Annotated in this window: 21 protein-coding genes, 2 other RNA genes and 10 pseudogenes; 16 read left to right on the top strand and 17 right to left on the bottom strand. The window is 62.5% G+C overall.

Features of this window, described 5'->3' with window-relative positions; translation table 11 throughout:
• Nucleotides 1-136: 136 nt before the first annotated feature.
• Nucleotides 137-955, top strand: a complete 819-nt coding sequence (locus tag PD885_RS18435) for a hypothetical protein (RefSeq protein WP_002809553.1) — start codon at nt 137-139, stop codon at nt 953-955.
• Between the two features lie 125 nt (nt 956-1,080).
• On the opposite strand, the gene PD885_RS18430 is transcribed toward PD885_RS18435, so the two are convergent.
• From PD885_RS18430 to PD885_RS18415, 4 genes are all read right to left on the bottom strand, one after another.
• Nucleotides 1,081-1,743 carry a DUF3313 domain-containing protein gene (locus PD885_RS18430; protein WP_040762724.1) on the bottom strand — a complete coding sequence of 221 codons (663 nt, stop codon included), beginning with the start codon at nt 1,741-1,743 and terminating at the stop codon, nt 1,081-1,083.
• A gap of 71 nt (nt 1,744-1,814) precedes the next feature.
• Nucleotides 1,815-2,111, bottom strand: coding sequence for a hypothetical protein (locus PD885_RS18425; protein WP_040762756.1), 297 nt, complete (start codon nt 2,109-2,111; stop codon nt 1,815-1,817).
• Between the two features lie 100 nt (nt 2,112-2,211).
• Nucleotides 2,212-3,396, bottom strand: a complete 1,185-nt coding sequence (locus PD885_RS18420) for a sensor histidine kinase (protein WP_002809560.1) — start codon at nt 3,394-3,396, stop codon at nt 2,212-2,214.
• A complete protein-coding gene (locus tag PD885_RS18415) occupies nt 3,393-4,058 on the bottom strand; it encodes a response regulator transcription factor (RefSeq protein ID WP_002809562.1) in 666 nt (221 codons plus the stop codon). The genes PD885_RS18420 and PD885_RS18415 overlap by 4 nt, the downstream gene beginning before the upstream one ends.
• 215 nt (nt 4,059-4,273) lie before the next feature.
• Here PD885_RS18415 and PD885_RS18410 point away from each other — a divergent pair.
• The 5 genes and pseudogenes from PD885_RS18410 to PD885_RS18390 all read left to right on the top strand — a co-directional run bounded on the left by PD885_RS18410 (nt 4,274) and on the right by PD885_RS18390 (nt 6,906).
• A non-coding RNA gene (locus PD885_RS18410) (sX9 sRNA) lies at nt 4,274-4,349 on the top strand.
• 49 nt (nt 4,350-4,398) lie between these two features.
• Nucleotides 4,399-4,996 (top strand): annotated as a pseudogene (locus PD885_RS18405) (IS5 family transposase); the annotation flags it as partial.
• 43 nt (nt 4,997-5,039) lie between these two features.
• Nucleotides 5,040-5,846, top strand: coding sequence for an IS5 family transposase (locus PD885_RS18400; protein WP_002802516.1), 807 nt, complete (start codon nt 5,040-5,042; stop codon nt 5,844-5,846).
• A 6-nt stretch (nt 5,847-5,852) separates the two neighbouring features.
• Nucleotides 5,853-6,056 (top strand): annotated as a pseudogene (locus PD885_RS18395) (transposase); the annotation flags it as partial.
• Between the two features lie 53 nt (nt 6,057-6,109).
• Nucleotides 6,110-6,906 (top strand): annotated as a pseudogene (locus PD885_RS18390) (IS5 family transposase).
• Nucleotides 6,907-6,914: 8 nt separating this feature from the next.
• Here the strand turns inward: PD885_RS18390 and PD885_RS18385 are convergent.
• The 4 genes and pseudogenes from PD885_RS18385 to PD885_RS18370 form a co-directional block, all read right to left on the bottom strand.
• Entirely contained in the window at nt 6,915-7,802 is an 888-nt protein-coding gene (locus PD885_RS18385) for a TIGR01777 family oxidoreductase (protein WP_002809565.1), read from the bottom strand.
• Nucleotides 7,803-7,997: 195 nt separating this feature from the next.
• On the bottom strand, nt 7,998-8,591 hold the full coding sequence (locus tag PD885_RS18380) for a DUF4142 domain-containing protein (RefSeq protein WP_002809568.1): 594 nt from the start codon (nt 8,589-8,591) through the stop codon (nt 7,998-8,000).
• Nucleotides 8,592-8,668: 77 nt separating this feature from the next.
• Nucleotides 8,669-8,934, bottom strand: a pseudogene (locus tag PD885_RS18375) (hypothetical protein).
• A 43-nt stretch (nt 8,935-8,977) separates the two neighbouring features.
• A complete protein-coding gene (locus PD885_RS18370) occupies nt 8,978-9,265 on the bottom strand; it encodes a hypothetical protein (RefSeq protein ID WP_002809572.1) in 288 nt (95 codons plus the stop codon).
• Nucleotides 9,266-9,658: 393 nt separating this feature from the next.
• Here PD885_RS18370 and PD885_RS21110 point away from each other — a divergent pair, with 393 nt between their 5' ends.
• From PD885_RS21110 to PD885_RS18360, 3 genes and pseudogenes are all read left to right on the top strand, one after another.
• The gene (locus tag PD885_RS21110) at nt 9,659-9,841 is read left to right on the top strand and encodes a hypothetical protein (protein ID WP_134656568.1); all 183 of its coding nucleotides are present in this window, start codon (nt 9,659-9,661) and stop codon (nt 9,839-9,841) included.
• Between the two features lie 168 nt (nt 9,842-10,009).
• Nucleotides 10,010-10,816 carry an IS5 family transposase gene (locus tag PD885_RS18365; RefSeq protein WP_002801519.1) on the top strand — a complete coding sequence of 269 codons (807 nt, stop codon included), beginning with the start codon at nt 10,010-10,012 and terminating at the stop codon, nt 10,814-10,816.
• A 40-nt stretch (nt 10,817-10,856) separates the two neighbouring features.
• A pseudogene (locus PD885_RS18360) lies at nt 10,857-11,523 on the top strand (alpha/beta hydrolase); the annotation flags it as partial.
• A 268-nt stretch (nt 11,524-11,791) separates the two neighbouring features.
• On the opposite strand, the pseudogene PD885_RS18355 reads toward PD885_RS18360, so the two are convergent.
• Nucleotides 11,792-12,313 (bottom strand): annotated as a pseudogene (locus PD885_RS18355) (hypothetical protein); the annotation flags it as partial.
• Between the two features lie 49 nt (nt 12,314-12,362).
• Here PD885_RS18355 and PD885_RS18350 point away from each other — a divergent pair.
• A pseudogene (locus PD885_RS18350) lies at nt 12,363-13,167 on the top strand (IS5 family transposase).
• A 17-nt stretch (nt 13,168-13,184) separates the two neighbouring features.
• On the opposite strand, the pseudogene PD885_RS18345 reads toward PD885_RS18350, so the two are convergent.
• From PD885_RS18345 to fabR, 4 genes and pseudogenes are all read right to left on the bottom strand, one after another.
• Nucleotides 13,185-13,981: pseudogene (locus PD885_RS18345) on the bottom strand (IS5 family transposase).
• 47 nt (nt 13,982-14,028) lie between these two features.
• Nucleotides 14,029-14,310, bottom strand: a pseudogene (locus PD885_RS18340) (hypothetical protein); the annotation flags it as partial.
• Between the two features lie 200 nt (nt 14,311-14,510).
• A pseudogene (locus tag PD885_RS18335) lies at nt 14,511-14,777 on the bottom strand (RtcB family protein); the annotation flags it as partial.
• Nucleotides 14,778-14,805: 28 nt separating this feature from the next.
• On the bottom strand, nt 14,806-15,453 hold the full coding sequence (fabR, locus tag PD885_RS18330) for an HTH-type transcriptional repressor FabR (RefSeq protein ID WP_002809589.1): 648 nt from the start codon (nt 15,451-15,453) through the stop codon (nt 14,806-14,808).
• A gap of 93 nt (nt 15,454-15,546) precedes the next feature.
• Between fabR and PD885_RS18325 the strand changes: the two genes are divergently transcribed.
• Complete coding sequence (locus tag PD885_RS18325) at nt 15,547-16,623, top strand: ferredoxin reductase (RefSeq protein ID WP_002809590.1); 1,077 nt, start codon at nt 15,547-15,549, stop codon at nt 16,621-16,623.
• Between the two features lie 9 nt (nt 16,624-16,632).
• On the top strand, nt 16,633-17,757 hold the full coding sequence (locus tag PD885_RS18320; protein ID WP_002809593.1) for a fatty acid desaturase family protein: 1,125 nt from the start codon (nt 16,633-16,635) through the stop codon (nt 17,755-17,757).
• 205 nt (nt 17,758-17,962) lie between these two features.
• On the opposite strand, the gene PD885_RS18315 is transcribed toward PD885_RS18320, so the two are convergent.
• Nucleotides 17,963-19,525 carry an EAL domain-containing protein gene (locus tag PD885_RS18315; RefSeq protein ID WP_002809597.1) on the bottom strand — a complete coding sequence of 521 codons (1,563 nt, stop codon included), beginning with the start codon at nt 19,523-19,525 and terminating at the stop codon, nt 17,963-17,965.
• Between the two features lie 381 nt (nt 19,526-19,906).
• On the opposite strand from PD885_RS18315, the gene PD885_RS18310 reads away from it, so the two are divergent.
• A complete protein-coding gene (locus PD885_RS18310; protein WP_002809598.1) occupies nt 19,907-20,083 on the top strand; it encodes a hypothetical protein in 177 nt (58 codons plus the stop codon).
• 304 nt (nt 20,084-20,387) lie between these two features.
• On the opposite strand, the gene PD885_RS18305 is transcribed toward PD885_RS18310, so the two are convergent.
• Entirely contained in the window at nt 20,388-20,897 is a 510-nt protein-coding gene (locus tag PD885_RS18305) for a lipocalin family protein (RefSeq protein ID WP_040762726.1), read from the bottom strand.
• Between the two features lie 127 nt (nt 20,898-21,024).
• On the opposite strand from PD885_RS18305, the gene PD885_RS18300 reads away from it, so the two are divergent.
• A non-coding RNA gene (locus tag PD885_RS18300) (sX9 sRNA) lies at nt 21,025-21,099 on the top strand.
• 217 nt (nt 21,100-21,316) lie between these two features.
• On the opposite strand, the gene PD885_RS18295 is transcribed toward PD885_RS18300, so the two are convergent.
• Both PD885_RS18295 and ubiK read right to left on the bottom strand, forming a co-directional pair.
• Nucleotides 21,317-22,837, bottom strand: a complete 1,521-nt coding sequence (locus PD885_RS18295) for a YifB family Mg chelatase-like AAA ATPase (protein WP_002809600.1) — start codon at nt 22,835-22,837, stop codon at nt 21,317-21,319.
• Between the two features lie 15 nt (nt 22,838-22,852).
• On the bottom strand, nt 22,853-23,131 hold the full coding sequence (gene ubiK, locus PD885_RS18290) for a ubiquinone biosynthesis accessory factor UbiK (protein ID WP_002809601.1): 279 nt from the start codon (nt 23,129-23,131) through the stop codon (nt 22,853-22,855).
• A gap of 153 nt (nt 23,132-23,284) precedes the next feature.
• Here ubiK and PD885_RS18285 point away from each other — a divergent pair, with 153 nt between their 5' ends.
• Both PD885_RS18285 and PD885_RS18280 read left to right on the top strand, forming a co-directional pair.
• The gene (locus tag PD885_RS18285) at nt 23,285-23,659 is read left to right on the top strand and encodes a P-II family nitrogen regulator (RefSeq protein WP_197493710.1); all 375 of its coding nucleotides are present in this window, start codon (nt 23,285-23,287) and stop codon (nt 23,657-23,659) included.
• Nucleotides 23,660-24,255: 596 nt separating this feature from the next.
• On the top strand, nt 24,256-26,235 hold the full coding sequence (locus PD885_RS18280) for a glycoside hydrolase family 84 protein (protein ID WP_002809603.1): 1,980 nt from the start codon (nt 24,256-24,258) through the stop codon (nt 26,233-26,235).
• Nucleotides 26,236-26,252 lie beyond the last annotated feature (17 nt).

The following is a 26,252-nucleotide window of genomic DNA, read 5'->3' as shown; positions in this document are numbered from 1 at the left end:
CATCCCTTGCTGGCATTACGTTGACAGCTGCATGAGCCCAGCGTAGCGTCCGCTCGATACGATGCTTGTTTCAGCATGACGCATGCCGCCGCGCATCGCCCGCGTATCCAGATACTGATGCCCTTAAGGAGGGTTTATGAGCAACGGCAATGGTGTAACGTCAACCCTGTCCGACGCCGTCGATAGCGTAAAGAGCACCGCCACCGAACTGACCGAAACCATTGCAAGCACCACCAGCGAGGCGGTTGCCAATGTGCACGATGTAGCCAGCACGGCGGCGGCCGAGGTCAAGACACGCGTGGCCAAGGCGCGCAAAGCGGTGGTCAAGGTCGAGAAAAAGTTCGTCAAAAAGGCAAGCGAGGCGGCCACAGCAGTGAAGCGCAGCGTCGCCAGGACCAAGCGCTCGCTCACCTCGACCAAAGACGCCGCCAAGGACAAGCTCACCGCCACCAAGGACGCTGCCAAGCAGAAGCTAACCACGACCAAAGACGCGGCCAAGCAAAAGTTGACCAGCACCGCCGATGCCGCCAAGAAAAAGGTGGCCAACACCAAGGCCAGCGCCAAGCAGAAGCTGGAAATAGCCAAGGCCAACGCCAAGGCAGAAGCCGCTGCACTAAGCGCCAGGACCGCAGCCAAGAGCGCGGCGCGCAAGACTGCGGTGGCCACAGTGGGTGCGCGTTCGGCAGCGAAGAAGGCGGCGGCCACGTCGGCAGCAGTCAAGAAGTCGGTCGTCAAAACGAGTGCCAAGCCCGCAGCCAAAAAGGCGCCGGTCGCCAAGCAGACCGCGACCAAGCAGGCTGCGGTGAAGAAGGCCCCACTCAAGAAAGCGGTGACCAAAACTGCGCTGAAGAAGGCGGCCAAGGTCACCAAGACCCCGGCAACGCGCGCAGTGGCCAAGACCACCGCCGCACGCAAAGCGGTCGGCAAGAAAGTCGCCAAGCGCGTAACACGCTGACGGTGCAGCGCTGACGCTTGCACGGCGAGCTGACGTTGGAAAAAGGCCGGCGCTGTTGGTACAGCACCGGCCTTTGTCATATGGGGATCGCTAGTGGGGATCGCTAGCGATTCCCGATTCTCCTGCTACTCCAACCCCTCCACCAACTGCTCAGCTCCCTTGCGAATGCCGGCTTTCGCCGCGTCGTACGCACCTAGGCTGGCCTTGATATTCATTGCGCTCGGGTACTGCTTTTCGACATACGCAGCCAGCAGACGATTGCTGGGCGCATCGTATATTTCAACCGCATAGCTGACCGAGCCGGAGAACGCGCCTTCCTTGCCGCGTGCGGCCTGCACTGCGTTGTAGGAGCCGCCGCCGATGTCGACCTTCATGATGGTGCCGAGCACCCGCTTGCTGGGCTTGGCGCCGGTCAGGGTGATGCGCACCCGCAAGGTGTCGCGGTCGGCCGACGTCGTTCGCTCCCAGCGCTGGGCAATCGCGTTGCCGAACTCCTGCTGCATGTATTCGGCCAGCATGCTTTTGTCGTGCTCGGGCACGTCTTCAAATTGCGCATCCGGCCCGCGGTAAATGCTCACCGACTCGACCAGTGCTGCGCGATAACGTGTCCAATCCACATCGCCGTGGTAGGCGTACGGCATGCGGTCGCCGCGGCTACCCTCCTGCGGGCGTAGATAGCTCGAAGACGGCAATTGGCTGTACGGCATCGGACGGGTGCTGGCGCAGCCGATCAGGGTCACGCTGACAACGGCGAGTGCGCAGCAACGAACAAGCGAATGGGGCGACATGGAAAAGACCTGAAGAAGGAAGCAGATAGATTGGATGCGCCAGCGCGTAGCCGTGGCCTGGTGCTCAGTGCTCAATGCAACAGAAAACTGGCCAGCGCCATCGCAAACACGGCCGCTGCGGCGGTGAACAATACGCCGCTCGTGGCCCAGCGCGTCAGGCCGCGGGCGTCGCGTGCGCTGCGGATGTCGGGCAGGTCGCTCCAGATGTCGCGATTGCGTGTGCCGGTACGGCCGCAGCGAAAATCCAGCGTAGGTGCAATCTGCGTCACAGTGGCAGCGACAGCGTCGCCATCGTTGGCGGCGGTCTGCGCGGCCAACAGCGAGATTGCGGCGGGGATGAGTTGGGTGGAACGGATCGAGTGGAACATCACCATGCATCCTGGATGCGTGCGGTGAGTGAACTTTAGGCAGGCGTGTTTGGGAACTTATTGGGTCTGTCTGCATGCTGTTGCAGCACGCACACGACGTTCAGGTCGCGCTGGGTGCACGGTCGCCGGCAAACACCACGCGCACGCATAGACCGCGGCCATCGTTGCCTTCGCAGGTTTCGATCGTTGCCGCGTGCATGCGTGCGATGCCGGCTACCAACGACAGCCCGATCCCGCTGCCCTGCACCTCGCTGCCGGGCACGCGATAAAACCGTTCGAAGATGGATGCCTGCGCGCTTTCCGGCACGCCGGGGCCGTCATCACTGACCTGCACGAACGGATGCAGCACATCGGCGCGCAGGCAGTAGCCGCAACTTACTTCCACCGTGCCATGGGTGCGGCCATAGCGGATAGCGTTGTCGACCAGATTGCGGATCAGGATGCCGATCGCATCCACATCGCAGCGCAGCAGGCACGGCGATACCTCGGCCTGCAGATTGATCTGGCGTGCATCGGCCTGCACGCTAAATTCGTCCAGCACATGCTTCATCAGCTCGCCCATTTCGACTTGGTGGTAGGCGGTCGAACTAATGCCGGCGTCCAGCCGCGCCAGATCCAGCAATTGTTCGGCAAGGCGGTTGCTGCGCCGTGCGGTCTCCAGCAGCTGGCGCACCGCGGCGTCCTTGGCTTCCAGAGTCGGTGCGCGCAGCGCGACCTCAGCGTAGGCATGCAGCGCCGAGAGCGGTGTGCGCAGTTCGTGCGCGGCATCGGCAACAAAATCGCGCTCGGCCTGCACGGCTTTCTCCACCCGCGCTAGCAAGGTGTTGAACGAGCCGATCAGCGGGCGGATTTCATCGGGCACCTGCTCCAGCGGCACCGGTTCGGTGTCCAGGCCGGTGCGTTGGGCGATGGCGCCGGAAATGGCGCGCAGTGGCCCTAGCGAGGTACGCACCGCCCACCACACCAGCAGTCCCAGGATGCCCAATTGCAGGGTGTTGAGCACCATCGCAATCAGCGTCTGCTTGAAACTCATGCGCGAGGACATAGTGCCGGTCGGGGTACGCGCGTCCACCCTATTGGGCGGCTCTGATTGTGTGTCGAAGCGATGCTCCAGCGCATCGGGCAGGGTGCTGATCAATTGATCGCCAAGTAGGTTGAGCTCCTGCTCGAACACGCTTTCATGGCCCTGGGTGACCAGTGCGACCAAAATCCACAGGGAGGTGGACCAGCTCAGCAAAACGATCGTGGCCAGTACCGCCAGCATGCGCGCCTGCAGCGATTTCATTCGGGTGACTTACCGACCATATAGCCCTGGCCATAGATGGTGGAGATGAGCTCGTCACCCAGTTTGCGGCGCAGCTGGTGCACATACACCGCGATCATGTTGCTGCCGCCTTCCGACGGACCGCCGTAGACGCCTTCTTCCAGTTGATCCTTGGTGACCACGCGCCCAGCGCGCTCCATCAGTGCGAGCAGCAGCCGATATTCGTGCGCGCTCAGTGCCACCCACTTACCGTTCTTGGTGACCTTGCGGTTGCTCGGGTCCACGCAGACATCGCCCTGATTGAGCAGCGGCACCACGCGGCCCTGGCTGCGCCGGGTGATCGCGCGTAGCCGCGCCATCAGCTCGTCGAACTGAAAGGGTTTCACCAAATAATCGTCGGCGCCGGCATCCAGGCCGCGGATGCGGTCGGTGAGCTGGCCACGCGCGGTCAATGCGATCACCGGGGTGGGGTCGTAATGGCTGCGCATGAAGCGGATCACCGTCAGCCCCGATTCGCCGGGCAGGCCGATATCCAGCAATACCGCGGTGTAGCGGTGGTCCACCAGTACCGTCTTGGCAGCATTAGCGCTGCCGACGTGGTCGATGGTCCAGGACTGTTGGCGTATGCCGTCGCAGATCGCATTGGCCAGCATGGTGTCGTCTTCGACAAGGAGCAGGTGCATAGGTGTTTCCGCCGGGCGCAGGGCCAGTCCGAGATCCGCAGCACTCTCGGAGATGGTCGTTAGGCAAATATTAGTGCACGGTCCGCGCGGCAGGTCGGGACTGGGGTGCGACCCGTTCCGGTCAGCCCGCGCCACGTTTTTGCGGCCGGCTTAGCGTGGCTAACAAAACGACTGCGCTCGCCACCAGGCGGGCGCGGCCGCTGTTCGGAATCGGCATGTATCCTTAGTACACTGCAACTTGTCCCTACCGTCCGCACCTACCTGGCGACTGCTCGCTACTTTTTGTTAGCCACTCTAAGAACCTGTTCACGATCTTTCCTGATTGGTGCAGACTCTGCGGATGCGCCAAAAAACCTATCCGAGCGACATGAGCCGGGAGCGTTTCGAACACATCCTCCCGATCCTGGAACAAGCGCGCAAGCGCACCAAGCCACGCCGAGTGGATATGTATGAGGTGTGGTGCGCAGTGTTGTACGTGCTGCGAACCGGTTGCCAATGGCGAGCGCTACCCAGCGACTTTCCGAAGTGGCGGACCGTGCACGCGTACTTTGCCAAGTGGGGCGAGTGCGACGATGAAGGAGTGAGCCTGCTGGAGCGGGCGCTCAAAAAATCAGGTTGGCGTGGCCCGCCAGAAACAGGAGCGCAACATCTTCAGCAGGTTCTTGATCGTGGACGCGCAGAGCGTCAAGAACACGGACACAGCCGGGCAAAAGGGATATGACGCGGGCAAAAAGGTGTCGGGCATCAAGCGGCATATCGCTGTTGATACCCAGGGGTTGCCCCATGCCATCGCGGTGACGACGGCGGAGGTGACCGACCGCAAAGGTGCGCTGCAGGCGCTGGAGCGCTGTCAGTCAAACTTGACGCATGTACAAAGCCTGCTGTGCGACAGTGGTTACACCGGAGTACCGTTTGCCGAAGGCGTGCGAGAGATTCTAGAGCGTGTTATGAACTTTGCCCTTGTCACGCTAACGTATACGGATGAAGCCTCGTAAGCCTTATTCCACCGATATTTCCGACGAAGAATGGGCCTTTGCGGCTCCCTATTTGACGCTGATGGACGTGCAGGCACCGCAGCGCAAGTATGAGCTACGCGCGATGTTCAACGCACTGCGGTGGATCGCGCGCGCCGGCGCACCATGGCGATTGCTTCCCAACGATTTTCCGCCCTGGGAAGCGGTGTATCAGCAAACACAGCGCTGGCTGCAAGCGGGCTGCTTTGAGGCCATGGTCAGTGATCTGCGCTCACTCTTGCGTGTGGCGCAAGGGAAAAAAGGCCAGCCGAGCGCGGTCATTTTCGATGCTCGCACGCTGCAGTCCACCTGCGAAAGCGGGCCGCGTGCTGGATACGATGGCTATAAACGCAAGAAAGGCAGCAAGGTACACATGGCCGTCGATACGCTTGGACATCTGCTCGCTGTCCAGGTGACGCCGGCTAATGAGCAGGAGCGCGCGCAAGTCCGATCGTTGGCACAAGAGGTACAACACGTGACCGGTGAAACGGTCAAGATCGCCTTTGTTGATCAGGGCTACACCGGTCAAGAACCGGCGCAGGCGGCCACGGAAGAAGGCATTGAGTTGCAAGTGATCAAGCTGCAAGAAGCGAAAAAAGGCTTTGTCTTGCTGCCGCGCCGTTGGGTTGTCGAGCGCAGCTTCGGATGGGCCAATCGTTTCAGACGGCTGGCACGCGACTACGAGCGATTGCCGGAAACCTTGGCCGGTTTGCACTTCGTCGTCTTCACGATCCTGATGCTTGGAAATGCAGCCACCCTCTTTCAAAGTTCATAACACGCTCTAGGCGAGCAGCTCACGGTGCAGATTGCCAAGCGCAGCGAACTGCACACCTTCAAGGTCATGCCCAAGCGCTGGATCGTCGAGCGCAGTTTTGCCTGGCTGGAGAAAAACCGAAGGCTGTGGAAGAACTGCGAGCGCAAACTCAACACCAGCTTGCAGTTCATCCATCTGGCCTTCTTGGCGCTTCTACTCAAAAGATCGTGAACAGGCTCTTAGAACCTGTTCACGATCTTTCCTGATTGGTGCAGACTCTGCGGATGCGCCAAAAAACCTATCCGAGCGACATGAGCCGGGAGCGTTTCGAACACATCCTCCCGATCCTGGAACAAGCGCGCAAGCGCACCAAGCCACGCCGAGTGGATATGTATGAGGTGTGGTGCGCAGTGTTGTACGTGCTGCGAACCGGTTGCCAATGGCGAGCGCTACCCAGCGACTTTCCGAAGTGGCGGACCGTGCACGCGTACTTTGCCAAGTGGAGCGAGTGCGACGATGAAGGAGTGAGCCTGCTGGAGCGGGCGCTCAAAAAATCAGGTTGGCGTGGCCCGCCAGAAACAGGAGCGCAACATCTTCAGCAGGTTCTTGATCGTGGACGCGCAGAGCGTCAAGAACACGGACACAGCCGGGCAAAAGGGATATGACGCGGGCAAAAAGGTGTCGGGCATCAAGCGGCATATCGCTGTTGATACCCAGGGTGCCCTATGCCATCGCGGTGACGACGGCGGAGGTGACCGACCGCAAAGGTGCGCTGCGGGCGCTGGAGCGCTGTCAGTCAAACTTGACGCATGTACAAAGCCTGCTGTGCGACAGTGGTTACACCGGAGTACCGTTTGCCGAAGGCGTGCGAGAGATTCTAGGCGAGCAGCTCACGGTGCAGATTGCCAAGCGCAGCGAACTGCACACCTTCAAGGTCATGCCCAAGCGCTGGATCGTCGAGCGCAGTTTTGCCTGGCTGGAGAAAAACCGAAGGCTGTGGAAGAACTGCGAGCGCAAACTCAACACCAGCTTGCAGTTCATCCATCTGGCCTTCTTGGCGCTTCTACTCAAAAGATCGTGAACAGGCTCTTAGCGTTGCAGGATGGCACGCAGCGCGGCCTCCAGGCCCACGTACTGGAAGCGGAAGCCGGCATCGAGCGCGCGTTGCGGCAGCACCTTCTGGCTGATCAACAGCAGATCGGCCATCTCGCCAAAACCAATTCGCAACAGGCCGGCTGGGAGCGCCAGCAGGGCAGGGCGATGCAACACCTTGGCCAAGGTCTGCGTAAATTCGGCATTGGTGACCGGGTTCGGTGCGGTGGCGTTGTAGGCGCCGGGTTCGCCATGCTGTAGCAACCAGAGCAGCAGCGAGACCATGTCGGCGCGGTGGATCCAGCTCATCCAGTGCCGGCCATCGCCGAACGGGCCACCACCGCCGAAGCGGAACGCCGGCAGCATGCGCGCCAGTGCGCCGCCGTCCTGGTCCAGCACGATGCCGGTGCGCACCCAGCTCACCCGAGGGCCAAGCGCGGCGATCCTGTTCGCTTCCGCCTCCCAGTCGCGGCAAAGCACGGCGGAGAAGTCCTCGCCAGCGCTATCGGTTTCGGTCAGTGCGGTGTCGCCGCGTTCGCCGTAATAGCCTACCGCCGAGCCGGAGATCAGCACCAACGGGCGCTGTGCGGCCGGCTGCTGCGCGATCCAGGCGTGCAGCTGGCGGGTGATGCCCAGCCGCGAGGCGCGAAAGCGCTGCTTGCGTGCGTCGGTCCAGCGGCCGGCTGCCAGCGGCTCGCCAGCCAAGTTGATGACGGCGTCGGCCTGTATCCCGTTCAGCGTGTCTACGACGGTGACACCGGGTAGGGTGCGGCCAGCGCGGCGCGGATCGCGGGTCAGCACGCTGACTTGGTGGCCGGCATGCAGCAGCGCCGGGCACAAGGCCTGACCGATGAAGCCGGTGCCGCCGGTGATGAGCAAATGCATGGAAAGACTCCTGGGCCGAATCGATGCGGCACGATAGGCCAGTGCGGACTGCAGCGAAGTGAAGCTGACCCAGCGATGTTGCAGCGGTCGCCTCGATGGGCGTTGGTGCCGAGTGCCCTGCGCGCGGCGGATCGCCCAAGCGCAAACGCGCCGGACAGGCCGGCGCGTTTGCGTGCTGCAGACGAGCGTCGGCGCTTACTTCGACGAAGACACCGCATGGGCGCGTTCGAAAAGCGCCGCCACCACGCGGCGGGTCTCTTCCAGGTGCTGCTTGACCGGCGCGCTTTCGGCGGCTGGCAATAGTTCGGAATCGATAATCTTGAGGGCGTCGCCGTGGTCCATGACCATGTTGCGCATGAAGCCGTTGCGGTACGCGTCCTTGCCGTCGGGCAGGGTCGACGTCTTCGACAACGCTTCTACCGCGGCCTTGCCCTTGGCGCGCATCGCATCGGCACGCGGGCTGTTAGTTGCGCCAAGCGCCTTGGTTTTTTCAAGGTTGGCTTCATGGTCATGTAGCATCTGCTGCGCGAACTCGGCGGTGGTGCCACCCAGGTCCTGGTCGATGGCCTGTTTGGCAAGCGCGATCTCGTTCTCATCGATCGCCGCCAGTACGCCCAATGCGCCGCCATCGCCCTTGGCCAATTCGGTCGCACCGTTGCCGCTGATCGGCGCAGGCTTCGGTTCCGGCGAGACGGATGGCGCAGTGCGCGATGCATCGCCGCCGGGGCGATCGCACGCGGTGAGAGTCAGCATGGCCAGTAGCGAAGCAGCAACAAGAGTGGATTTCATGACTGTCCTGGAGTGAGTCGGCAGTCGCCGACGATCAAATGCAAAGGAGCCGCTGTGCGGCTCCGGTGACGTGTCGATCAGGTCCGCTGCGGCTGGGCGATTGGCGTCCTGCCCAAGGGTCTGATCGGTGCGCACACTGCGTCTTGCGCAGCACGGCAGACGCGTGCCATGCGCGCGGTGCGTTCGCGAATCACTGCATGCTCGCTAGCTGGCGCGTTGCCCAGCAGGCTGACGACATGGAAGCCGAGGATTTCCTCCGCGCGGTCGCCCTGGTCGTTGACGATGTGCGGTACCAACCGCTCCAGTCGTTCCAACTCCGCTGCACTTGATACGGGGTTTTCATGACGATCTCCAATGGGTACAGGTCCTGATCAACGACTGCGTGCTCAACTATGGCTATTGCGTGTGCCCAACCTCTGCCAGCAATCGGTGGCCAACTGTTCGTAATTTGACTGCGTGTTGGATGAAATGAAGTGATGCTCCAGGCGGTCGCGAAACAAACGCAGACGTTCCTGATCGCTCGAACGCGGTGCCTGCAGATAGATATCGCAGGCCATTTTCACCACCGGTGACAACTCGCTGAACTTGCCCGCGCCGAGGTTGCCCTGGGCGTGCCGCGCCTGCCAATGCGCGATTTCGGCTTGTACATCGATGACGGATGGATCTCTGCTCATGACGTGAGGTGGTCCGGATTAAATACACTTGACGTGCAGAGTAACTCCGGGTATGTCAACGAATGATCATCGAACGCGACCATTGCGCTGCATCGCGCACCCTTGCACGCTTAATTGGTAAGTTTGTTCTCGCACTTCTGCACGCTACTTATTCAGGTAATCGCTTTGAAAAATGCGCGTATGGGTGCCACGTGTGACCAGGCTGCAGTGATCAGCTCAGCGCCGTGATGCATGCCATTTGCATCGCCGCAGATTGCTGCAAGCTACCTCACCCACGCATGCGGTAGCGATGCATTGAAAGCGACATCGCTCATGCAATGCCGCATTTCACGGAAGATTGTGAGCCGCTCCACACCTGTGTAACGTCTAATCAGTAAGGTATGCATCGACGTAATGGACAGAGCACTCAGGATGCAGGACAGCGAAAGCAGTCGTCGTAAGCCGCATCATGCCAGCGGCACACCCGAAACACGCGTGTGGTGGCATGCCCTATTGGAACTGCGTGGCGGGCGGGCTGCCATCAGCTTGATCGTGGTGTTTCTCATCGTGCTGGGCCTGTATCTGGCCTTGAAATAACCTAGTTGGGATAAAAGCGGATAACAAAACAAATGTGCTCACCGCCATGCGGGTGCGGTCGGTGCTGGGAATCGGCATGTTCCGCGCGTATACGGCGGTCGCTCCGCGCCGTCCATACCCACCTAGAGCGTGTTATGAACTTTGCCCTTGTCACGCTAACGTATACGGATGAAGCCTCGTAAGCCTTATTCCACCGATATTTCCGACGAAGAATGGGCCTTTGCGGCTCCCTATTTGACGCTGATGGACGTGCAGGCACCGCAGCGCAAGTATGAGCTACGCGCGATGTTCAACGCACTGCGGTGGATCGCGCGCGCCGGCGCACCATGGCGATTGCTTCCCAACGATTTTCCGCCCTGGGAAGCGGTGTATCAGCAAACACAGCGCTGGCTGCAAGCGGGCTGCTTTGAGGCCATGGTCAGTGATCTGCGCTCACTCTTGCGTGTGGCGCAAGGGAAAAAAGGCCAGCCGAGCGCGGTCATTTTCGATGCTCGCACGCTGCAGTCCACCTGCGAAAGCGGGCCGCGTGCTGGATACGATGGCTATAAACGCAAGAAAGGCAGCAAGGTACACATGGCCGTCGATACGCTTGGACATCTGCTCGCTGTCCAGGTGACGCCGGCTAATGAGCAGGAGCGCGCGCAAGTCCGATCGTTGGCACAAGAGGTACAACACGTGACCGGTGAAACGGTCAAGATCGCCTTTGTTGATCAGGGCTACACCGGTCAAGAACCGGCGCAGGCGGCCACGGAAGAAGGCATTGAGTTGCACGTGATCAAGCTGCAAGAAGCGAAAAAAGGCTTTGTCTTGCTGCCGCGCCGTTGGGTTGTCGAGCGCAGCTTCGGATGGGCCAATCGTTTCAGACGGCTGGCACGCGACTACGAGCGATTGCCGGAAACCTTGGCCGGTTTGCACTTCGTCGTCTTCACGATCCTGATGCTTGGAAATGCAGCCACCCTCTTTCAAAGTTCATAACACGCTCTAGCGACTGCGCGCTACGTTTTGTTAGCTCCTCTTAGGGTACATCTGTACGATCTTCGATCTGCGTGGGCACGAGAGCTATGCATCGATGCGTCAGGCCGTGACGCGTGCGCATAACCTGGACGATATCAAGGACGCCTACGATCAGCTGGCTAGTCTGCCGTATGCGGATGCGCATTCGATCCCGCTGGTAGAAGTGAGGGATGGCGGTTATCTGGCGTATTACTGACGCGCGAGTGGCCGTTGGAATGGCTGGCGTTGCGTTCTGCCGCGCTCTACAAGGGCGAGCACTGGGAGGCGCCCAAGCTCAGCCTCAATGCCGATCCGGATCTGATGGCTTACCGTCAGCGCAGCTCGAGCCCAACCCGCAACATCGCCTTGGTGGCATGCCTTGGCGGCATGCGCCGCGTATCAGTGCGATGCGCTGCTGGTGGCGGCGGAGAACGGTGTGATCGTGACGCATTCGGTGCTGCGCAATTACGCCGATACATCCGTGCAGGCACGGTCGCTGACCTCGCGCGTTCGTTGCTGGTACCGACCACGCTGTGAGCGTCAAGGAGCATCAGCACCAACTGGCCAAGGATGTGGTGGTCGTGCGCTAGCAGTTGCTCAAGCAGCATGGCGATGCAGCGTCATCATCCGGGCAAGCCACGCCTGCGCTCAGCGGCGATATTCGTGCGGTGGAGAAGATCGCCAGCTGATCTGTTGCCCGCACTGATTACGACGCTTGTCTCGACCGACGTGTGTACGAGTCTTTCGACATCGGCAGTTGCGACTCATGCACCTGGTTGCTATGCGTTTTCTATCTCTGAAATTGCTCCAGATGTTTCGTTAACCAGCCACGCTGTTGCTCATGCTTATTTCTCAGTAAAACGATCTCGGTGATGTGAAACGGGCCCAATTGAGCCCGTTCTGTTTCTACTCATAACACTTGCACAGCTTCAGCATAGTGATGTGCTGCCCCAGCAGTTACACGCGGGGATCGGTCGGGTTGGGGCGTGCAGCCTCGTTGTGATGCTCAGAGTCGAATGCCTCGCGCACCGCATGCTTGGCCTTTTCCCAACTCAGGTGCGAGTTTGCCTTGAAGCTGTCCCAGCCGTCGCCCAGGTCGCGTTCCAAATGCTCGTCCCACTGCCGGCCGGCGTGCTGCTGACGTGCCTGCATGCCATAGCGATACGCCGGACGATAGTCGTCATAGGAGTACTCATCGTCGCGATAGCTGGCGCTATCGAAGCGGCCTTCGTAGTGGGTGTCGCTATCGCGATACACCGTGTGGGTGCGATCAGCGCGTTCCCAGGCATCGCGCGCAGCCAAGCGTGCCTCTTCCCACTCCAGGCGCGATTCGCCACGGGTACGCGGCCATTCGCCAGCCAGCGTGGCCTCAGTTTCTTCCCAGGTGCTGGTGGGGCGGGTTTCGCGGGCCTGCAGGCCGAAGCCATACATGGTTGCGTAATCGCGATCGTAGTCGGTGCCCTCCTTGTAATAAGAGCGTCTAACAAAACCCCTTGAATCTTGTCTCGCCGGTGGCAAAATTGCGGACATGACACGTCGCAAAGAGATCCCCATTGCGCTGTGGAAGCGCATCGAGCCACTGATTCCGCAAGTGAAGCGTTCGCCCAAAGGTGGACGGCCGCGTATCAGTGATCAGCAAGCCCTCAACGGCATCGTCTATGTCCTGCGCACGGGCGTGCCGTGGGAAGACCTGCCTATGGAGCTGGGTACGGCAGCGGCATGACCTGCTGGCGCCGGTTGCGTGATTGGCAGGCCGCCGGTGTGTGGCATCGTCTGCATCAGGTGTTGCTGGCCGAGCGACGTCGCGCTCAGACGCTGGACCTGAGCCGAGCTGGTCTGGACGCCGCTAGCGTAGCCTCCCCCCGGGGGGCCCATATACCGGGCCGAACCCGACCGATCGCGGCAAACGCGGCAGCAAACGGCATCTGATCGTCGATCGCAACGGCATCCCCTTGGCGGTGTGCGTCACCGGCGCCAATCGGCACGACTCGGTCGTGTTCGAGGAGTTGATCGACGCCTTGCCGCCAATTGGTGGCAAACCAGGGCGCCCGCGACGTTGGCCAGACAAATTGCACGCCGACAAGGCTTACGACATCGACCGCTGTCGCGCCTTCCTCAAGCAGCGCGGCATCATTGCGCGGATCGCACGCAAGGGGATCGCGCGCAACGACCGGTTGGGCCGTCATCGCTGGGTCGTCGAGCGCACCCATGCCTGGTTCGCAGGCATGGGCAAACTGCGCATCCGCTTTGAACGCCGCATCGATCTCCACTTGGCGTTGCTCTCGCTTGCTTGCTCCATCATCTGCTTACGGCTTCTTCCTGGGTTTTGTTAGCCGCTCTTAGAGCCTGTTCACGATCTTTTGAGTAGAAGCGCCAAGAAGGCCAGATGGATGAACTGCAAGCTGGTGTTGAGTTTGCGCTCGCAGTTCTTCCACAGCCTTCGGTTTTTCTCCAGCCAGGCAAAACTGCGCTCGACGATCCAGCGCTTGGGCATGACCTTGAAGGTGTGCAGTTCGCTGCGCTTGGCAATCTGCACCGTGAGCTGCTCGCCTAGAATCTCTCGCACGCCTTCGGCAAACGGTACTCCGGTGTAACCACTGTCGCACAGCAGGCTTTGTACATGCGTCAAGTTTGACTGACAGCGCTCCAGCGCCCGCAGCGCACCTTTGCGGTCGGTCACCTCCGCCGTCGTCACCGCGATGGCATAGGGCACCCTGGGTATCAACAGCGATATGCCGCTTGATGCCCGACACCTTTTTGCCCGCGTCATATCCCTTTTGCCCGGCTGTGTCCGTGTTCTTGACGCTCTGCGCGTCCACGATCAAGAACCTGCTGAAGATGTTGCGCTCCTGTTTCTGGCGGGCCACGCCAACCTGATTTTTTGAGCGCCCGCTCCAGCAGGCTCACTCCTTCATCGTCGCACTCGCTCCACTTGGCAAAGTACGCGTGCACGGTCCGCCACTTCGGAAAGTCGCTGGGTAGCGCTCGCCATTGGCAACCGGTTCGCAGCACGTACAACACTGCGCACCACACCTCATACATATCCACTCGGCGTGGCTTGGTGCGCTTGCGCGCTTGTTCCAGGATCGGGAGGATGTGTTCGAAACGCTCCCGGCTCATGTCGCTCGGATAGGTTTTTTGGCGCATCCGCAGAGTCTGCACCAATCAGGAAAGATCGTGAACAGGTTCTAAGAACGGTTCCGATGCTCCTGGCGCCAGTATTCGGTCTCCACCGTCGGGTCGAGGCGCTCGGCCAAGCCCTTGCCGGCTGCGGCACCGGCGACCACACCTGCCACTGCGCCGATCAAGGTGCCGAGCGGGCCGAACACGGTGCCGGCCACCGCGCCTGCCGCTGCACCGCCAGCAATGCCACCGATGCTTACGCCAACCGGATGCGATCCGGGTGCACCTGAGATCGGGTCACGGTTCAAGTCCTGTGCTTCTGCTTTGCGTTCCTGCTTGTCGAGATTGCTCATGCCGCCTCCGGTTGCCTGATGGATGCGTCCTGTGGAGACAGGCCGCTAACGTGGCGCAACCATGGCGTCGCCAGGGTGAAACGCGTGTGCTTGGATGTGAGTGTCATCACGACAAGACTGAACTGTGCATCCGCCATCGAAGATGAGGTCGCTAGCGCGTTGTCGCCACGAGGAAAGAGCGCAGGCGTGGCTGTTGTTGACCCCTTGACGCACAGCACCTGGCGCAGCGTATGCAGTACATCGACCAGGTCCCGTTGCGCGGCCATGACAGCATCGATCGACTTGTACGCCGCTGGCGATTCGGCGATCACGGCCGCGTCCTTGCAGCATTTCACGTGCGCGGTGGCCTTGCGGTGCTGTGCCAGCGTGATCTGCTGACGTGCAGCGGTTCCGCTCATCACCCGGCCCGCGCCGTGGCTGCCGCTGTAGAAGCTCTCTGCGTTATCGGCCCCACGCACGATGTAGTTTGGGTATCGCAGACACACACCCAAAAAATCAACCGCTGTGCGTGCCCAATGTGCGCGCGCCGGTCAAAATCATGCGCAGCATCTGCGAGATCTGCTCGACCAGTTCGGGATCTTTCTCCGGAGGCGAGTCCATTGCGACCGCGCCCATCGCAAACACCAGCCGGGTGATCGCCTTGGACACCAGCGCCGGTGCGTGCAACTTGGCGTTGTCGGCGGCGGCCAGGCGGATCAGGTCCACGCGCAGCTCGTCTTCGAAATAACTGAGCTCGTGCTCTACCGCCTGCTTGAACGCATCCGATCCCACCGCGCCCTCGCGCAGCAGCACGTGCAGCAACTTGTCGTCGGCGCGCAGTTGCTCCATGAACGCCTCGACCGAGACGCGGATGACGCTGCGGTCGGTGGAGGTGGCGCGTTGGCGGGCTTGGCCGATGATGGTGCGCAGCGAACGCCCGGCCAGATCGATCAGGGCCACAGCAAGCTCGTCCATATCGCGGAACTGGCGATAGAAGCTGTTTGGCGCGATGCCGGCTTCACGCGCCACTTCGCGCAGGCTCAGCGTGGACAGGCTGCGGTGCGGCCCGATCAACGACAGCGCCGCGGCGATCAGATCCTCGCGGGAAATCGCCGGCTTGCGTAACGGCGGCGCGTCGTGGGTAGGCAGGGCGATGGGGGTCATGTGGGCACAGCCGGGCGTGGGTGTGAATCATAGCCCCTTCAGCAGATATACAACTGTATACACGTCTGTGCATGCATGCGTATAGTGTGTCCTATGAGTCTGGCATCCACTCCCAAGTTTAAGTCCCCGTTGCCCGCACGCCTGGCGCGTCGGTTGGTGTCGCCGCAATTGTTCGATTTCTGGGCAAGCCGGATCAACCCGTTGTGGACGCTGGAGCGGCCGATGGCCCGCCTGGTCGACCGTAGCGCGGCCAGCCGCGACGCGGTCACCTTGGTATTTCAGCCCAACGCGCATTGGCAGGGCCTGCGCGCCGGGCAGCACGTGAGCCTGGGCGTGGAGATTGACGGCCGCCGCCTGCTGCGCAGCTACAGCCCGACCGTGCTGGCCGATGGTCGCCTGGCGATCACGGTCAAGGCGATCGAGGGTGGGCTGGTGAGCCGCTACCTGGCGGACGATGCAGCGTTGGGCACGGTGGTGTCGCTTGACTCGGCATTCGGCGACATGCTGCTGCCGACCATTCCAACATCGCTATTGCTGCTGGCGGCCGGCTCGGGCATCACGCCGATGCGCGCCTTGTTGCAAGCCGCGGCGCAGGCCGGCATGCCGATGGATGTGGACCTGCTGTATTGGGTGCGCCAGCGCGACGAAGCCTGTTTTGTCGAAGAATTCGACGCGATGGCCGCTGCGCATCCGCGCTTGCGTGTGCGTCTGCTCACCACCCGCGAAGGCGATACGCCGGCCGCGCGCGTGAACACCTATCCGTTAGAGCAGATCGCCGATCTATCCAATCGCCACGTCATGGTTTGCGGCCCCGGCGGTTTCGTGCAGGCAGCGCGCGAGCGCTTGCAGTGCCGCGTGGCCGCGTTCCAGGCCGAAGCGTTCAGCGTACCGGCGCTTGACAATAGCGAGGAGGGTGACGTGCAGGTCCAGCTGTCACGCAGCGGCCGCACGTTCACGCTGCCGCGCGGCAAGTCGCTGCTGGAAGGGCTGGAAGCGCAGGGCCTGCGCCCCAAACATGGCTGCCGCATGGGCATTTGTAATAGCTGCGCCTGTGCGCGCCAGTCCGGCACCACGCGCCACCTGTTGACCGGTGAGCGCAGCAACGAACCCACCGCACAGGTCCGCCTGTGCATCAGTGCCCCGAGCACTGACCTGATCCTGGATCTGTAAGGAATCTTCATGAGCCGAGTCCACAACCGTGCCCTGTCCGCTGCTGAACTGCAGTCTTTCGGCGACGAACTCGATGCCATCCGTGCCCGCGTGCAAAGTCAGGTGGGCGCCGACGATGCGCGTTACATCCGCCGCATTGTGGCGGCCGTGCGCTGGACCGGTGTGGCCGGCCGCGCGCTGCTGTTTCTCGGTGCGTTCGTGCACAGCGTGTTGATCCCCGCGTGGATCGCCGGCGTGGTGCTGCTGACGCTGTCCAAGATTCTGGAGAACATGGAACTGGGCCATAACGTGATGCACGGCCAGTACGACTGGATGGGCGACCCGCAACTCAACGGCAATACCTACGAATGGGACATCGTTGCCACCGGCGACAATTGGCGCAAGACGCACAACTTCAAGCACCACACCTACACGAATGTGCGCGGCATGGACGACGACATCGGCTACGGCCTGCTGCGTATCTTCCCCGAGCAGCGCTGGCGCCCGTTCTACCTGATGCAGCCGTTCGTGGCGGTGGTGTTCGCGCTGCTGTTCGAATGGGGCGTGGCCATCCAGGACCTGCGTCTGGGCCGCTGGTTTGCCGGCAAGATGAAATCGGGCGAGCTGCGCGCTTTATTCCTTCCGGTCGGCCGCAAGATGGGCCGCCAGATGCTCAAGGACTACATCGTGTTCCCGCTGCTGGCCGGTCCGTTCTTCCTGACCGTGCTGTTGGGTAACCTGGCTGCTAACGTGCTGCGCAGCATATGGACCTTCGTGATCATCTTCTGCGGCCATTTCACCGCCGATGCGGAAGTGTTCCCGAAGGAATCGATCCGCAACGAGTCGCGCGGCCATTGGTATCTGCGTCAGCTGCGCGGTTCGTCGAATCTGACCGGCGGCAAGCTGATGAATGTGCTGTCGGGCAATCTGAGCCACCAGATCGAGCACCACTTCTTCCCAGACCTGCCGGCCAATCGCTATGCGCAGATCGCGGTCGAAGTGAAGCAGATCTGTGCGCGCTACGGTCAGCACTACAACACAGGCTCGCTGCCGCGTCAGTTCGGTCAGGTGATGTGGCGGATCGTGCGGCATGCCTTCCCAAGCCTTCCCAAGCCGGTGCGCCACCAACGCGAAAGCGCTTTGCAAAGCGCTTGATCGAAGAGGCCGCCGTGATTGGCGGCCTTTTTTATTGGCTTTATCGGATTTGCGTAGAGCGACGAACAACACTATTGTCGCCGCCAAGTGTGCAACGCCGGTGTTCGGAATCGGTGTGCCGCGTAGCCAGCGATGCCTGCGCTCAGTCCGCACTTATCTGCCACAGCTTGCTGGTGTTATCGGCCGCATGTGGCGCTGACGTTGATTAGTGTGTCGCGCTGCGCATCTGCGCGTGATAGGCGATAAAGCCGGTTGCCGGCAACGCGCGTGAGAACAGCCAGCCCTGCGCCAGGTCTACGCCGTGCGCGCGCAGATAGTCGAGTTGCTCCTGCCGCTCGACACCTTCGGCAATGGTGCGCAGCTTCAGTGTTTTGGCCATTTCGATGATGTGCGAGGTCACCGCACTGGTGGCCGAGTGAGTGCCGATGGTGTCCACGAACGACTTGTCGATCTTCAATGCATCCAGCGGCAAGCCTTGCAGATATTGCAAGCTCGAATAGCCGGTGCCGAAGTCGTCGATCGATACCGTGTGGCCGGCGTTACGCAGATGGGTGATGGTGGTGCGCGCGGCATCGATGTCCATCAGGCTGCGCTCGGTCGCTTCCACCCACAACTGCCCGCTGTTCACCCCGGTGCCCTGCAGTGCCTGCGCAAGCACGCTCTGCACGCGACCGCTCTTGATGTCTCCGGCCGACACGTTGATTGCTACGTGCAACGACGGATCCGTTGACAAGGTCGGGCCGAGTTCGCGGATGACTTCGGCGACCACCAAGTCGGTGATCGGCTGGATCAAACCGCTTTCTTCGGCCAGTGGAATGAAGGCATCCGGCGGCACCAGCACGCCATCGGGTTGCTGCCAACGTACCAGCGCTTCGGCACCGACGCAGGTACCGGTATCGAGCGCGATGATCGGTTGGTAATGCACGATGAACTCGCCACGCTGCACGGCGATTTCCAGCCGCGCCAGCGGCGACAAGCGCCGCCGCGACACCCAGATCACCAGGCTGACCAGCAGCAGCGCCACTGCGATGCCGACCGGCACCACCTGCAGCCGCGCAGCCGCCAACGGCCCACGCAGATACGCCAACGGCTCGGTGACCACGGCGGCCCAGTCGCCACGCCGGTCGCGGCCGGATAACACCTGCCGCAGCGTGGAGCCATCGGCCGAGGTGTCAGACGAGGGCTCGATCAGCAATTGTTCGGCGGTGGTGCCGGTGCTGCTGAGGATCTGCCCGCTCGGTGTGCCGATTGCCAATTGCAGGCCGGGTGGGATGTTGATGTCGGTCAGCATGTTCGGGTTGATCAGTACGTTGTAGTTGCCCAACTGCAAGGCCATCAGCGGATGCTGCGGATTGGCCAGCGGGCGAAGCCGCGTGGTCACCGCGATGCCGCGCTTGACCACAAAGTCCGGCATGCTCTGTGGAATGCTGTCGAGCAGCTGCCCCCACGAAGTACAGCGCAACCGGCGTTGCTGAAAATGCCCCAGTTCCACAACGTAATGGCTGGTCATTACCAGCGCGCGCATCTGCGCCAGATGTGCTGGCGAGCAGGGCGGCAGCTGCGAGCCAGCCAAGTTCAACAGCGCGCCATGCGCCTCGTCGAAGGCGCTTTCGGTACGTCGGATCGATAGTGTCGCCAGCTGGCTGAGCCTGCTCTCTTCGCGCGATAGCGCCAGCCGCCACGCCAAGTAGTAGGACAGGCCGATCGGGAGAGTTGCGCACAGCACTACCAACAGCACAGTCACACTGATGATGCGTTGACGCTTCACCTCACCACCCGCATCTGTGTGGTTGCCAGTTCACGCACGGCTCCCGGGGCAATGCGGACAGGACGCGCGTCGACAGATGGCCGACGCAGGGCTGCCCAGGCGCGCGCGGACGCCTCGCACGCAGCGGTTGGTGACCAGAGGCATGGACTGATGAGGCTGCACGTCACGAATGTACGCCAGATGCGTGCATTGCGCGCGTTTGTGGAGCGAAGCGGATGTGATCTTTTTGCCGCTCATCATTCGCTGCGCTGCGGCATTGGGTAGGTCGATGGATTCACACGCCTGCACGCGATGGCGCGCTAGGGTCGGCTCGTCTGCGCTCCCGCACGGGGGCGGGACAATCCGGTCCCATGCAAGGCGCTTTCACTGGAGGAATCACCTATGACAACGCAGAAAGAACGCGTCGGCGGCACCGACGCGGTGCCGATCTTCAAGATGCAGGAAACCACACGCGACGGCGAGCTGACCAAGTACGTTGTCGGCAACACCGGTGTGGCCTTCGACAGCCTCGAAGGTGCCCAGGCCGCAGCCAAGGATCTGGGCACGTTGAACGATTGAGAGCGCGTCGGCAGGCTGTCGTGTGATCGACACACCAGGGCGGCCGGTGCGCGCAATCGCAATGCCACATGCACTGCGGTTTCGCGTGCCGGCCGCGTGTTGTTGGCAGTTGCCAATGACGATCTGCTCGCGGCGTGGGCGGGCTGCTGGAACGACCTACAACAGCTCCTGCGCAGCCATCTGGAATGCGCGGCCGGTGCTCGGTGACATGGAACAGGCGGAAGTTCTGGTTCTGGGCGCGCCGGCAGCACTGTCCGACGACTGCTACTTGCTGCCAACGCTGGCCAGGTTTTGTTGGCCGCTCTTACGAAAGCGGTTGCTCGGTCAGCCGCCCTGTGTGTGGGGTATGGATCAGCGGCGCCAGGTCGAAACCCTGTTCGCGCGCATGCGCCAGATAAGATTGCGCGATGTTTTCGTCCAACTGCGGCAGGCGTGCAAGTAGCCATAGGTGTGTGCGATCGGGGCTGCCGACCAGTGCAGCGGTGTAGTCCGCATCGATTCGCATCACCCAGTAGTCGCCCTTGGTGAAGGGGATCCAGCGCAGGCCCTCGGGCAGGAAGGTGACTTCCAGCCGAGCATGCGTGTCGTCGATGGCACGCGCCTGCCCAGTCGCTTCTTCCAATTCGCCCTCCGCAGTCAGGCAGCGGTTTTGCACGCGTACGCTGCCGTCCCCGTCCAGCGAGTAGTGCGCCGACACATCGGTGCAGTCTGCGTTCTCGAAGCGAATCGGCAGCCGGGCGATTTCGTACCAAGTGCCGAGATAGCGGTTCAGATCCAGCGATGGGACGGTAGACAGCTCGGGAAGTCTGCTCATGACGGCCTCTGCGGAATGGATTGACCGATGTTGTACGTGGATCGCCATGAAGTGGATGTTGGGATGTCGCGGCCGGCGAACAGCGGCGCTTATCGCCAGATGTCGCACCGCCAGCGCTCGGATCCTTATGTACCGCTCGTTTAGCCCGGTTCCTGCGCGGTGCCTGCATCACCTGATGACTGCTCTGTGCGTTTTTTCAGCCACTTCAAGCGGGGCCGGTACCGGGCGGTGCTGCGCCGACTTTTAGGGTGCAGCGGACCAACCTGCGCGGTCGAACGCACTAGTGACGAGGTCAGCAATACGGTCGTGCAGCTGCGCCGCAGGGCCGTCGTAAACTGCTTGGCGGCCTATCCAGGCAAAGCGGAGTCGTTGCCCTGTCGTCGACTGCCGTCGCGCCTTATACCGCTGGATCAGCGCTGTTACGCCGCGCTCGCTGCGCTCAACGTGCGATCCAGTTTGCGGTAGCCGATCGCTTCGGTCAGATGGCGCGTGGCGATCCCCGCGCTGTCGTCGAGATCGGCGATGGTGCGTGCCACGCGCAGGATGCGGTGCATCGAGCGTGCGGACAGCTGCAGATGCTCGATCGCGCGCTCCAGCAGCAGCTGATCGTCGCCCTGCAGGCGGCAGTGGCGATCGGTGTCTGCCTGGTCGAGTTGCGCATTGGGCACGGTGGCGCGCGCAAGCTGTCGTTCACGGGCTGCGACCACGCGTGCACGCACGCTGGCGCTGTCCTCGCCGACGTTGCCGCTGCGCAATGCTTGCGGCGGCAGTCGCGGCACTTCGACATGCAGATCGATACGGTCCAGCAATGGACCAGAGATACGGCTGCGATAGCGACGAATACTGTCGCTGCTGCAGCGGCAACGCCCGCTGCCATCACCGGCCCAGCCACATGGGCAGGGGTTCATCGCAGCAACTAGTTGGAAACGAGCCGGGAAATCCACACTGCGCGCAGCGCGCGAGATGGTGACTAGGCCCGACTCCAGCGGCTCGCGCAGCACTTCCAAGGTCTGCCGTTGCCACTCGGGCAGCTCATCCAAAAACAGCACGCCGTTGTGGGCCAGGGAGATCTCGCCGGGACGCGGATGGGTGCCACCACCGACCAAAGCGGCCGCACTGGCGGTGTGATGGGGCGCGCGATAGGGCCGCTGTCGCCAGCGGGCGAGATCCAGCCCGCGGCCGCTGATCGAGGTGATGGCGGCAGTCTCCAGCGCTTCGGCTTCGCTGGCTTCCGGCAGCAGCCCAGGCAGGCGTGAGGCGAGCAAGGTCTTGCCGCACCCGGGGCTGCCGACCAGCAGCAGGTGGTGACCTCCTGCTGCGGCAATCTCCAACGCGCGACGCGCATGCGGTTGGCCGCGCACATCGGCCATATCCGGTAGGGCACGTGCGCCTGGCGCCAGGATCGCCACCTCTGCCGCTGGCGCTTGCTGAGTGCCGTTGAGTGCGGCGCAGACTTCCAGCAAGGTGCGCGCGGTGAAGGCTTCCACATGCCCGGCGATCGCGGCTTCGGCGCCATTGGCCAGCGGCACGATCAACCTTCGCCCGGCCTGCGCGGCTGCCAAAGCGGCAGGCAGCACCCCATCGACGCCGCGTAACTCGCCGGTGAGTGCAAGCTCGCCTAGAAATTCGTAGTCGGCCAACGCTTGCCGGTCGATCTGCCCGCTGGCGGCCAGGATGCCGAGCGCGATCGGCAAGTCGAAGCGGCCGCCTTCCTTCGGCAAATCGGCTGGCGCCAGGTTGATGGTGATGCGCCGGGCCGGGAATTCGAACTGTGCGCACAGCAATGCCGCACGTACGCGTTCGCGCGACTCACGCACCGCGGCCTCGGGCAGACCCACGATCTGGGTGGAAGGGAGGCCGCCGGAGAGATGCACTTCCACCCGAACTTCAGGCGCATGCACCCCCACGCGGGCACGGCTGTGCACCAGCGCCAGACTCATGGTGGAAGGCTCGCGTCAGGGAGTTGTGGGTAGTGCAGCGGGCGGCGTGCCGGGCGCGCGGGCTTCCAGCGCGGCGACGGCTTTTTCCAATGCGTCGAGCTTTTCGCGCGTGCGCAGCAGTACCGCGCGCTGCACGTCGAACTCTTCGCGGGTGACCAGGTCCAGCTTGCCCAGGCCGGCCTGCAGCGCGCCCTTGAAGGTGCTCTGCAGTTCTTCGCGCGATTGACGCAGGCCCGGCGGCACCAGATTGCTGAGGCGGCGGGCAAGGTCATCGAGCTGATTGAAATCGATCATGGTGTTCTCCGCAGGTCAGTAGGAAGCCTAGTGCAGGCCGCCACACGCGGGGCATCGGCAAGGCGGTCGGCAGGCGGTAAGGATAGTCCCATTCGGCTGTCGGCCGCGGTGACGGCCGCGCGCGACGGGATGAGCGTTGCCCCTGTCCACGGTATGCTGCGCCCCCGTCATGCCCTGGAACCTGCACCGATGAAAATGATCATGGCCATCGTCAAACCGTTCAAGCTCGACGATGTGCGCGAAGCACTCTCTGGCTGCGGCGTGGCGGGCATCACGGTGACCGAGGTCAAGGGCTTCGGTCGTCAGAAGGGCCACACCGAGCTGTATCGCGGCGCCGAATACGTGGTCGACTTCCTGCCCAAGGTGAAGATCGAAGTGGCAGTAACCGACGACCAGGCCGAGCGCGTGGTCGAGGCGATCATTGCGGCGGCAGGTACCGGCAAGATCGGCGATGGCAAGGTGTTTATGTACGACCTGGGTACCGTGGTGCGTATCCGCACCGGCGAGCTGGATAGCGACGCGTTGTAGGTTTTAGCGATGCGTGTGTCGGCTTGTCAGGTTCGATGTGCAACGCGGACCTCAGTGCTGTAGCGCGATGGCCTGTCTGCTGCGTCGTGGCGCTGCAGTCGCGGTTGGGTTGCGAAGGAGCAGCCTTTCGCTAATTCGACAATGCCGGCCGGAAGTCCTTATGGGTTTGCAGACATCGCGCGTGATGTCGAGTGCGTTCCGCTGAGTTGAAGCGATACCAGTCAGATCCTGGCGCACCTTCGATTTCGTACCCGAGGCCTGGACGCTGAGCCTGCGCAGTTGCGCGCGATCCGCATCGAGACTTGCTCAAGTGCTTCCGCACTGGCCATAGGCGCGATGAAGGACCACCACCACACGGTCGCGACCACGTGCCGGCACCCAGCCAGAACATTCCGGTCACTCCAAGTAGTCATACCACTTCAATACCGGAGGTCACTCCCAAACCGCGCTGTTCGCGGATCGGGTCCAGATCCCGGATGCCCACCGCTTGCCCGAAAACGACCGAATATGCCAAGCCAGTTGGCTAATGCGCTTGTCGCCGCGCCACGACTTGCCTACTCTAGGCCGTAATACCATTTCGATACCGGAGTTCGGACATGAAGCAACGCGATAGGAAGTCGGGCTTGCGCCTGCTCTGGGTTCTGGTGGCGTTGGGTTTGAGCGTACCGGGCTTGGCGCAACCGGTCACGCAGCCGGCGATCTTTCCGACCCCGGTGTCGATCGCGCTGGAGGGCGGCACGGTCACGCTCGGTCGGTCGGCGGTGCTGGTCGTGGCGCCGGGCACGGACCCGGAGTCGGTTGTCCTGGTCCGCCGCATTCTCAGCTCGGCTGGCGTTGCCAAGATCGCAACCGCCGCGCGCTTGCCTGCCACACTCGACCGCTTGTACATCGTCATCGGCACCGGCGGTGCGGCGGCGGTGCGCGATGCGCTGACCCGCAGCAAGGCGGTGCAGGACACGCACAAGGAGGGCTACACGCTCGCTAGCGTGGCGCTGGGTAGCGGCAGCCTGATCACGCTGGCCGGCCACGACGACGACGGGCTGTTCCATGCGGCGCAGACGCTGCGTCAGCTGGTTGAACGTCCGGCCATCCCAGCGCTGGTGATCCAGGATTACCCGGCGATGCCGATCCGCGGCACGATCGAAGGCTTCTACGGCGCGCCCTGGTCGATGACCGATCGCGCCAACCATCTAGAATTTCTCGCCCGGACCAAGGCCAACACGTTCATCTACAGCCCGAAGGACGACCCGTACGCGCGCGACCGCTGGCGCGAGCCATACCCGGCCGCGACCTTGAAGGCGCTGGGCAAGTTGGCGGCCACCGCCAAGCGCAACCACGTCGATTTCGTCTATGCGATCTCGCCAGGACCGACTGCGTGCTTCTCCAATCCGGCCGATGCCAAAGCGTTGCTGCGCAAGTTCGATGCATTCCGCGCCTTGGGCGTGCGCAGCTTCTATGTGGCGCTGGACGATATCGAATACACCAAGTGGAATTGCGAGCGCGACAAGACCGCCTTCGGCGACTCCGGTGCTCAGGCGGCTGGCATCGCACAGTCGCATCTGCTCAATCTGGTGCAAGCGAATCTGGTTGCCCGCCACGATGCGGCATCCGAACTGATCATGGTGCCGACCGAGTATTACGACGCCAAGGAAAGCCCGTACAAGGAAGCGCTGCGCAAGCATCTGGACCCGAAGGTCGTCGTGCAGTGGACCGGCACCGACGTGGTGCCACCGGCCATTTCCCTGCCCGATGCACGCGCAGCGACCAAGGCGTTCGGACGCAAGACGCTGCTGTGGGACAACTATCCGGTCAACGATTTCCAAACCTCCGCCGGTCGTTTGCTGATGGCGCCGTACGCGCGGCGCGAAGCGGGCTTGTCGGCCGAGTTGTCGGGCATCGTCTCCAACCCGATGAATCAGGAAGTGCCCAGCCGCGTCGCAGTGATGGGGCTGACCGCGTTCGCGTGGAACGACAAGGGCTACGACGCCGAGCGCACCTGGCATGCGGCCGCGCGCGATCTTGCCGGTGGCGACGCGCGGGTGACCGCCGCGCTGCTCACTTTCTTCGATACCCAGCATCTGGCGCCCACCTTTGGTAGCCAGCCGTGGCAAGAACAGGCGCCGCGGTTGAAGGGGGTGCTGGACCGCGTTCGCGAGGCGTTTGCGTTGGGCGATGAGGCGGCGCGTAGCCAGGCGATCGCCGAGCTGGCGCGCACTGCGGACGAGGTTGCGGCCGCGCCGGAGATCATCCGCGCGGGCATGGCCGATCCAGGGTTCGCCGAGCAGTCGCGCCCCTGGCTGGACGCGATGCAGCGTTGGGGCCGTGCGTTACAGCAGACCGCCGCGGGGTTGGATGCCGCCAATCGCGGCGACGCCGAGGCGCCGCGCTTGTTTGCCGATGCAGCCGGAATCGCCGCCGCCGCCGCCGCGATTCCGTCGATTCCCGGCGCCACGCGTTTCGGCGGGCCGGTCAAAATTGCCGATGGGGTACTCGATCGTTTCGTAGCGGACGCACCGACGCTGATCGCGTACCCGGTGCCGAGGGCGTCAGATCCTGCGGCTGCGGCTGCGCGTTGACGGATTAGCGAGTTGGC

It is taken from the genome of Xanthomonas fragariae (assembly GCF_900183975.1).
In the GTDB taxonomy this organism is placed as follows: domain Bacteria; phylum Pseudomonadota; class Gammaproteobacteria; order Xanthomonadales; family Xanthomonadaceae; genus Xanthomonas; species Xanthomonas fragariae.
This window is presented reverse-complemented; position numbering and strand designations above follow the sequence as displayed.

What these genes read in the sequence shown, in the direction of transcription:
- PD885_RS18295 (WP_002809600.1), bottom strand. Translation starts at nt 22,837, where the DNA reads ATGAGTCTGGCGCTGGTGCACAGCCGTGCCCGCGTGGGGGTGCATGCG.
- PD885_RS18280 (WP_002809603.1), top strand. Translation starts at nt 24,256, where the DNA reads ATGAAGCAACGCGATAGGAAGTCGGGCTTGCGCCTGCTCTGGGTTCTG.
- PD885_RS18415 (WP_002809562.1), bottom strand. Translation starts at nt 4,058, where the DNA reads ATGCACCTGCTCCTTGTCGAAGACGACACCATGCTGGCCAATGCGATC.
- PD885_RS18425 (WP_040762756.1), bottom strand. Translation starts at nt 2,111, where the DNA reads ATGTTCCACTCGATCCGTTCCACCCAACTCATCCCCGCCGCAATCTCG.
- PD885_RS18400 (WP_002802516.1), top strand. Translation starts at nt 5,040, where the DNA reads ATGAAGCCTCGTAAGCCTTATTCCACCGATATTTCCGACGAAGAATGG.
- PD885_RS18370 (WP_002809572.1), bottom strand. Translation starts at nt 9,265, where the DNA reads ATGAGCAGAGATCCATCCGTCATCGATGTACAAGCCGAAATCGCGCAT.
- PD885_RS18385 (WP_002809565.1), bottom strand. Translation starts at nt 7,802, where the DNA reads ATGCATTTGCTCATCACCGGCGGCACCGGCTTCATCGGTCAGGCCTTG.
- PD885_RS21110 (WP_134656568.1), top strand. Translation starts at nt 9,659, where the DNA reads ATGGACAGAGCACTCAGGATGCAGGACAGCGAAAGCAGTCGTCGTAAG.
- ubiK (WP_002809601.1), bottom strand. Translation starts at nt 23,131, where the DNA reads ATGATCGATTTCAATCAGCTCGATGACCTTGCCCGCCGCCTCAGCAAT.
- PD885_RS18325 (WP_002809590.1), top strand. Translation starts at nt 15,547, where the DNA reads ATGAGTCTGGCATCCACTCCCAAGTTTAAGTCCCCGTTGCCCGCACGC.
- PD885_RS18285 (WP_197493710.1), top strand. Translation starts at nt 23,285, where the DNA reads ATGCTGCGCCCCCGTCATGCCCTGGAACCTGCACCGATGAAAATGATC.
- PD885_RS18430 (WP_040762724.1), bottom strand. Translation starts at nt 1,743, where the DNA reads ATGTCGCCCCATTCGCTTGTTCGTTGCTGCGCACTCGCCGTTGTCAGC.
- PD885_RS18305 (WP_040762726.1), bottom strand. Translation starts at nt 20,897, where the DNA reads ATGAGCAGACTTCCCGAGCTGTCTACCGTCCCATCGCTGGATCTGAAC.
- PD885_RS18380 (WP_002809568.1), bottom strand. Translation starts at nt 8,591, where the DNA reads ATGAAATCCACTCTTGTTGCTGCTTCGCTACTGGCCATGCTGACTCTC.
- PD885_RS18420 (WP_002809560.1), bottom strand. Translation starts at nt 3,396, where the DNA reads ATGAAATCGCTGCAGGCGCGCATGCTGGCGGTACTGGCCACGATCGTT.
- PD885_RS18365 (WP_002801519.1), top strand. Translation starts at nt 10,010, where the DNA reads ATGAAGCCTCGTAAGCCTTATTCCACCGATATTTCCGACGAAGAATGG.
- fabR (WP_002809589.1), bottom strand. Translation starts at nt 15,453, where the DNA reads ATGACCCCCATCGCCCTGCCTACCCACGACGCGCCGCCGTTACGCAAG.
- PD885_RS18320 (WP_002809593.1), top strand. Translation starts at nt 16,633, where the DNA reads ATGAGCCGAGTCCACAACCGTGCCCTGTCCGCTGCTGAACTGCAGTCT.
- PD885_RS18435 (WP_002809553.1), top strand. Translation starts at nt 137, where the DNA reads ATGAGCAACGGCAATGGTGTAACGTCAACCCTGTCCGACGCCGTCGAT.
- PD885_RS18310 (WP_002809598.1), top strand. Translation starts at nt 19,907, where the DNA reads ATGACAACGCAGAAAGAACGCGTCGGCGGCACCGACGCGGTGCCGATC.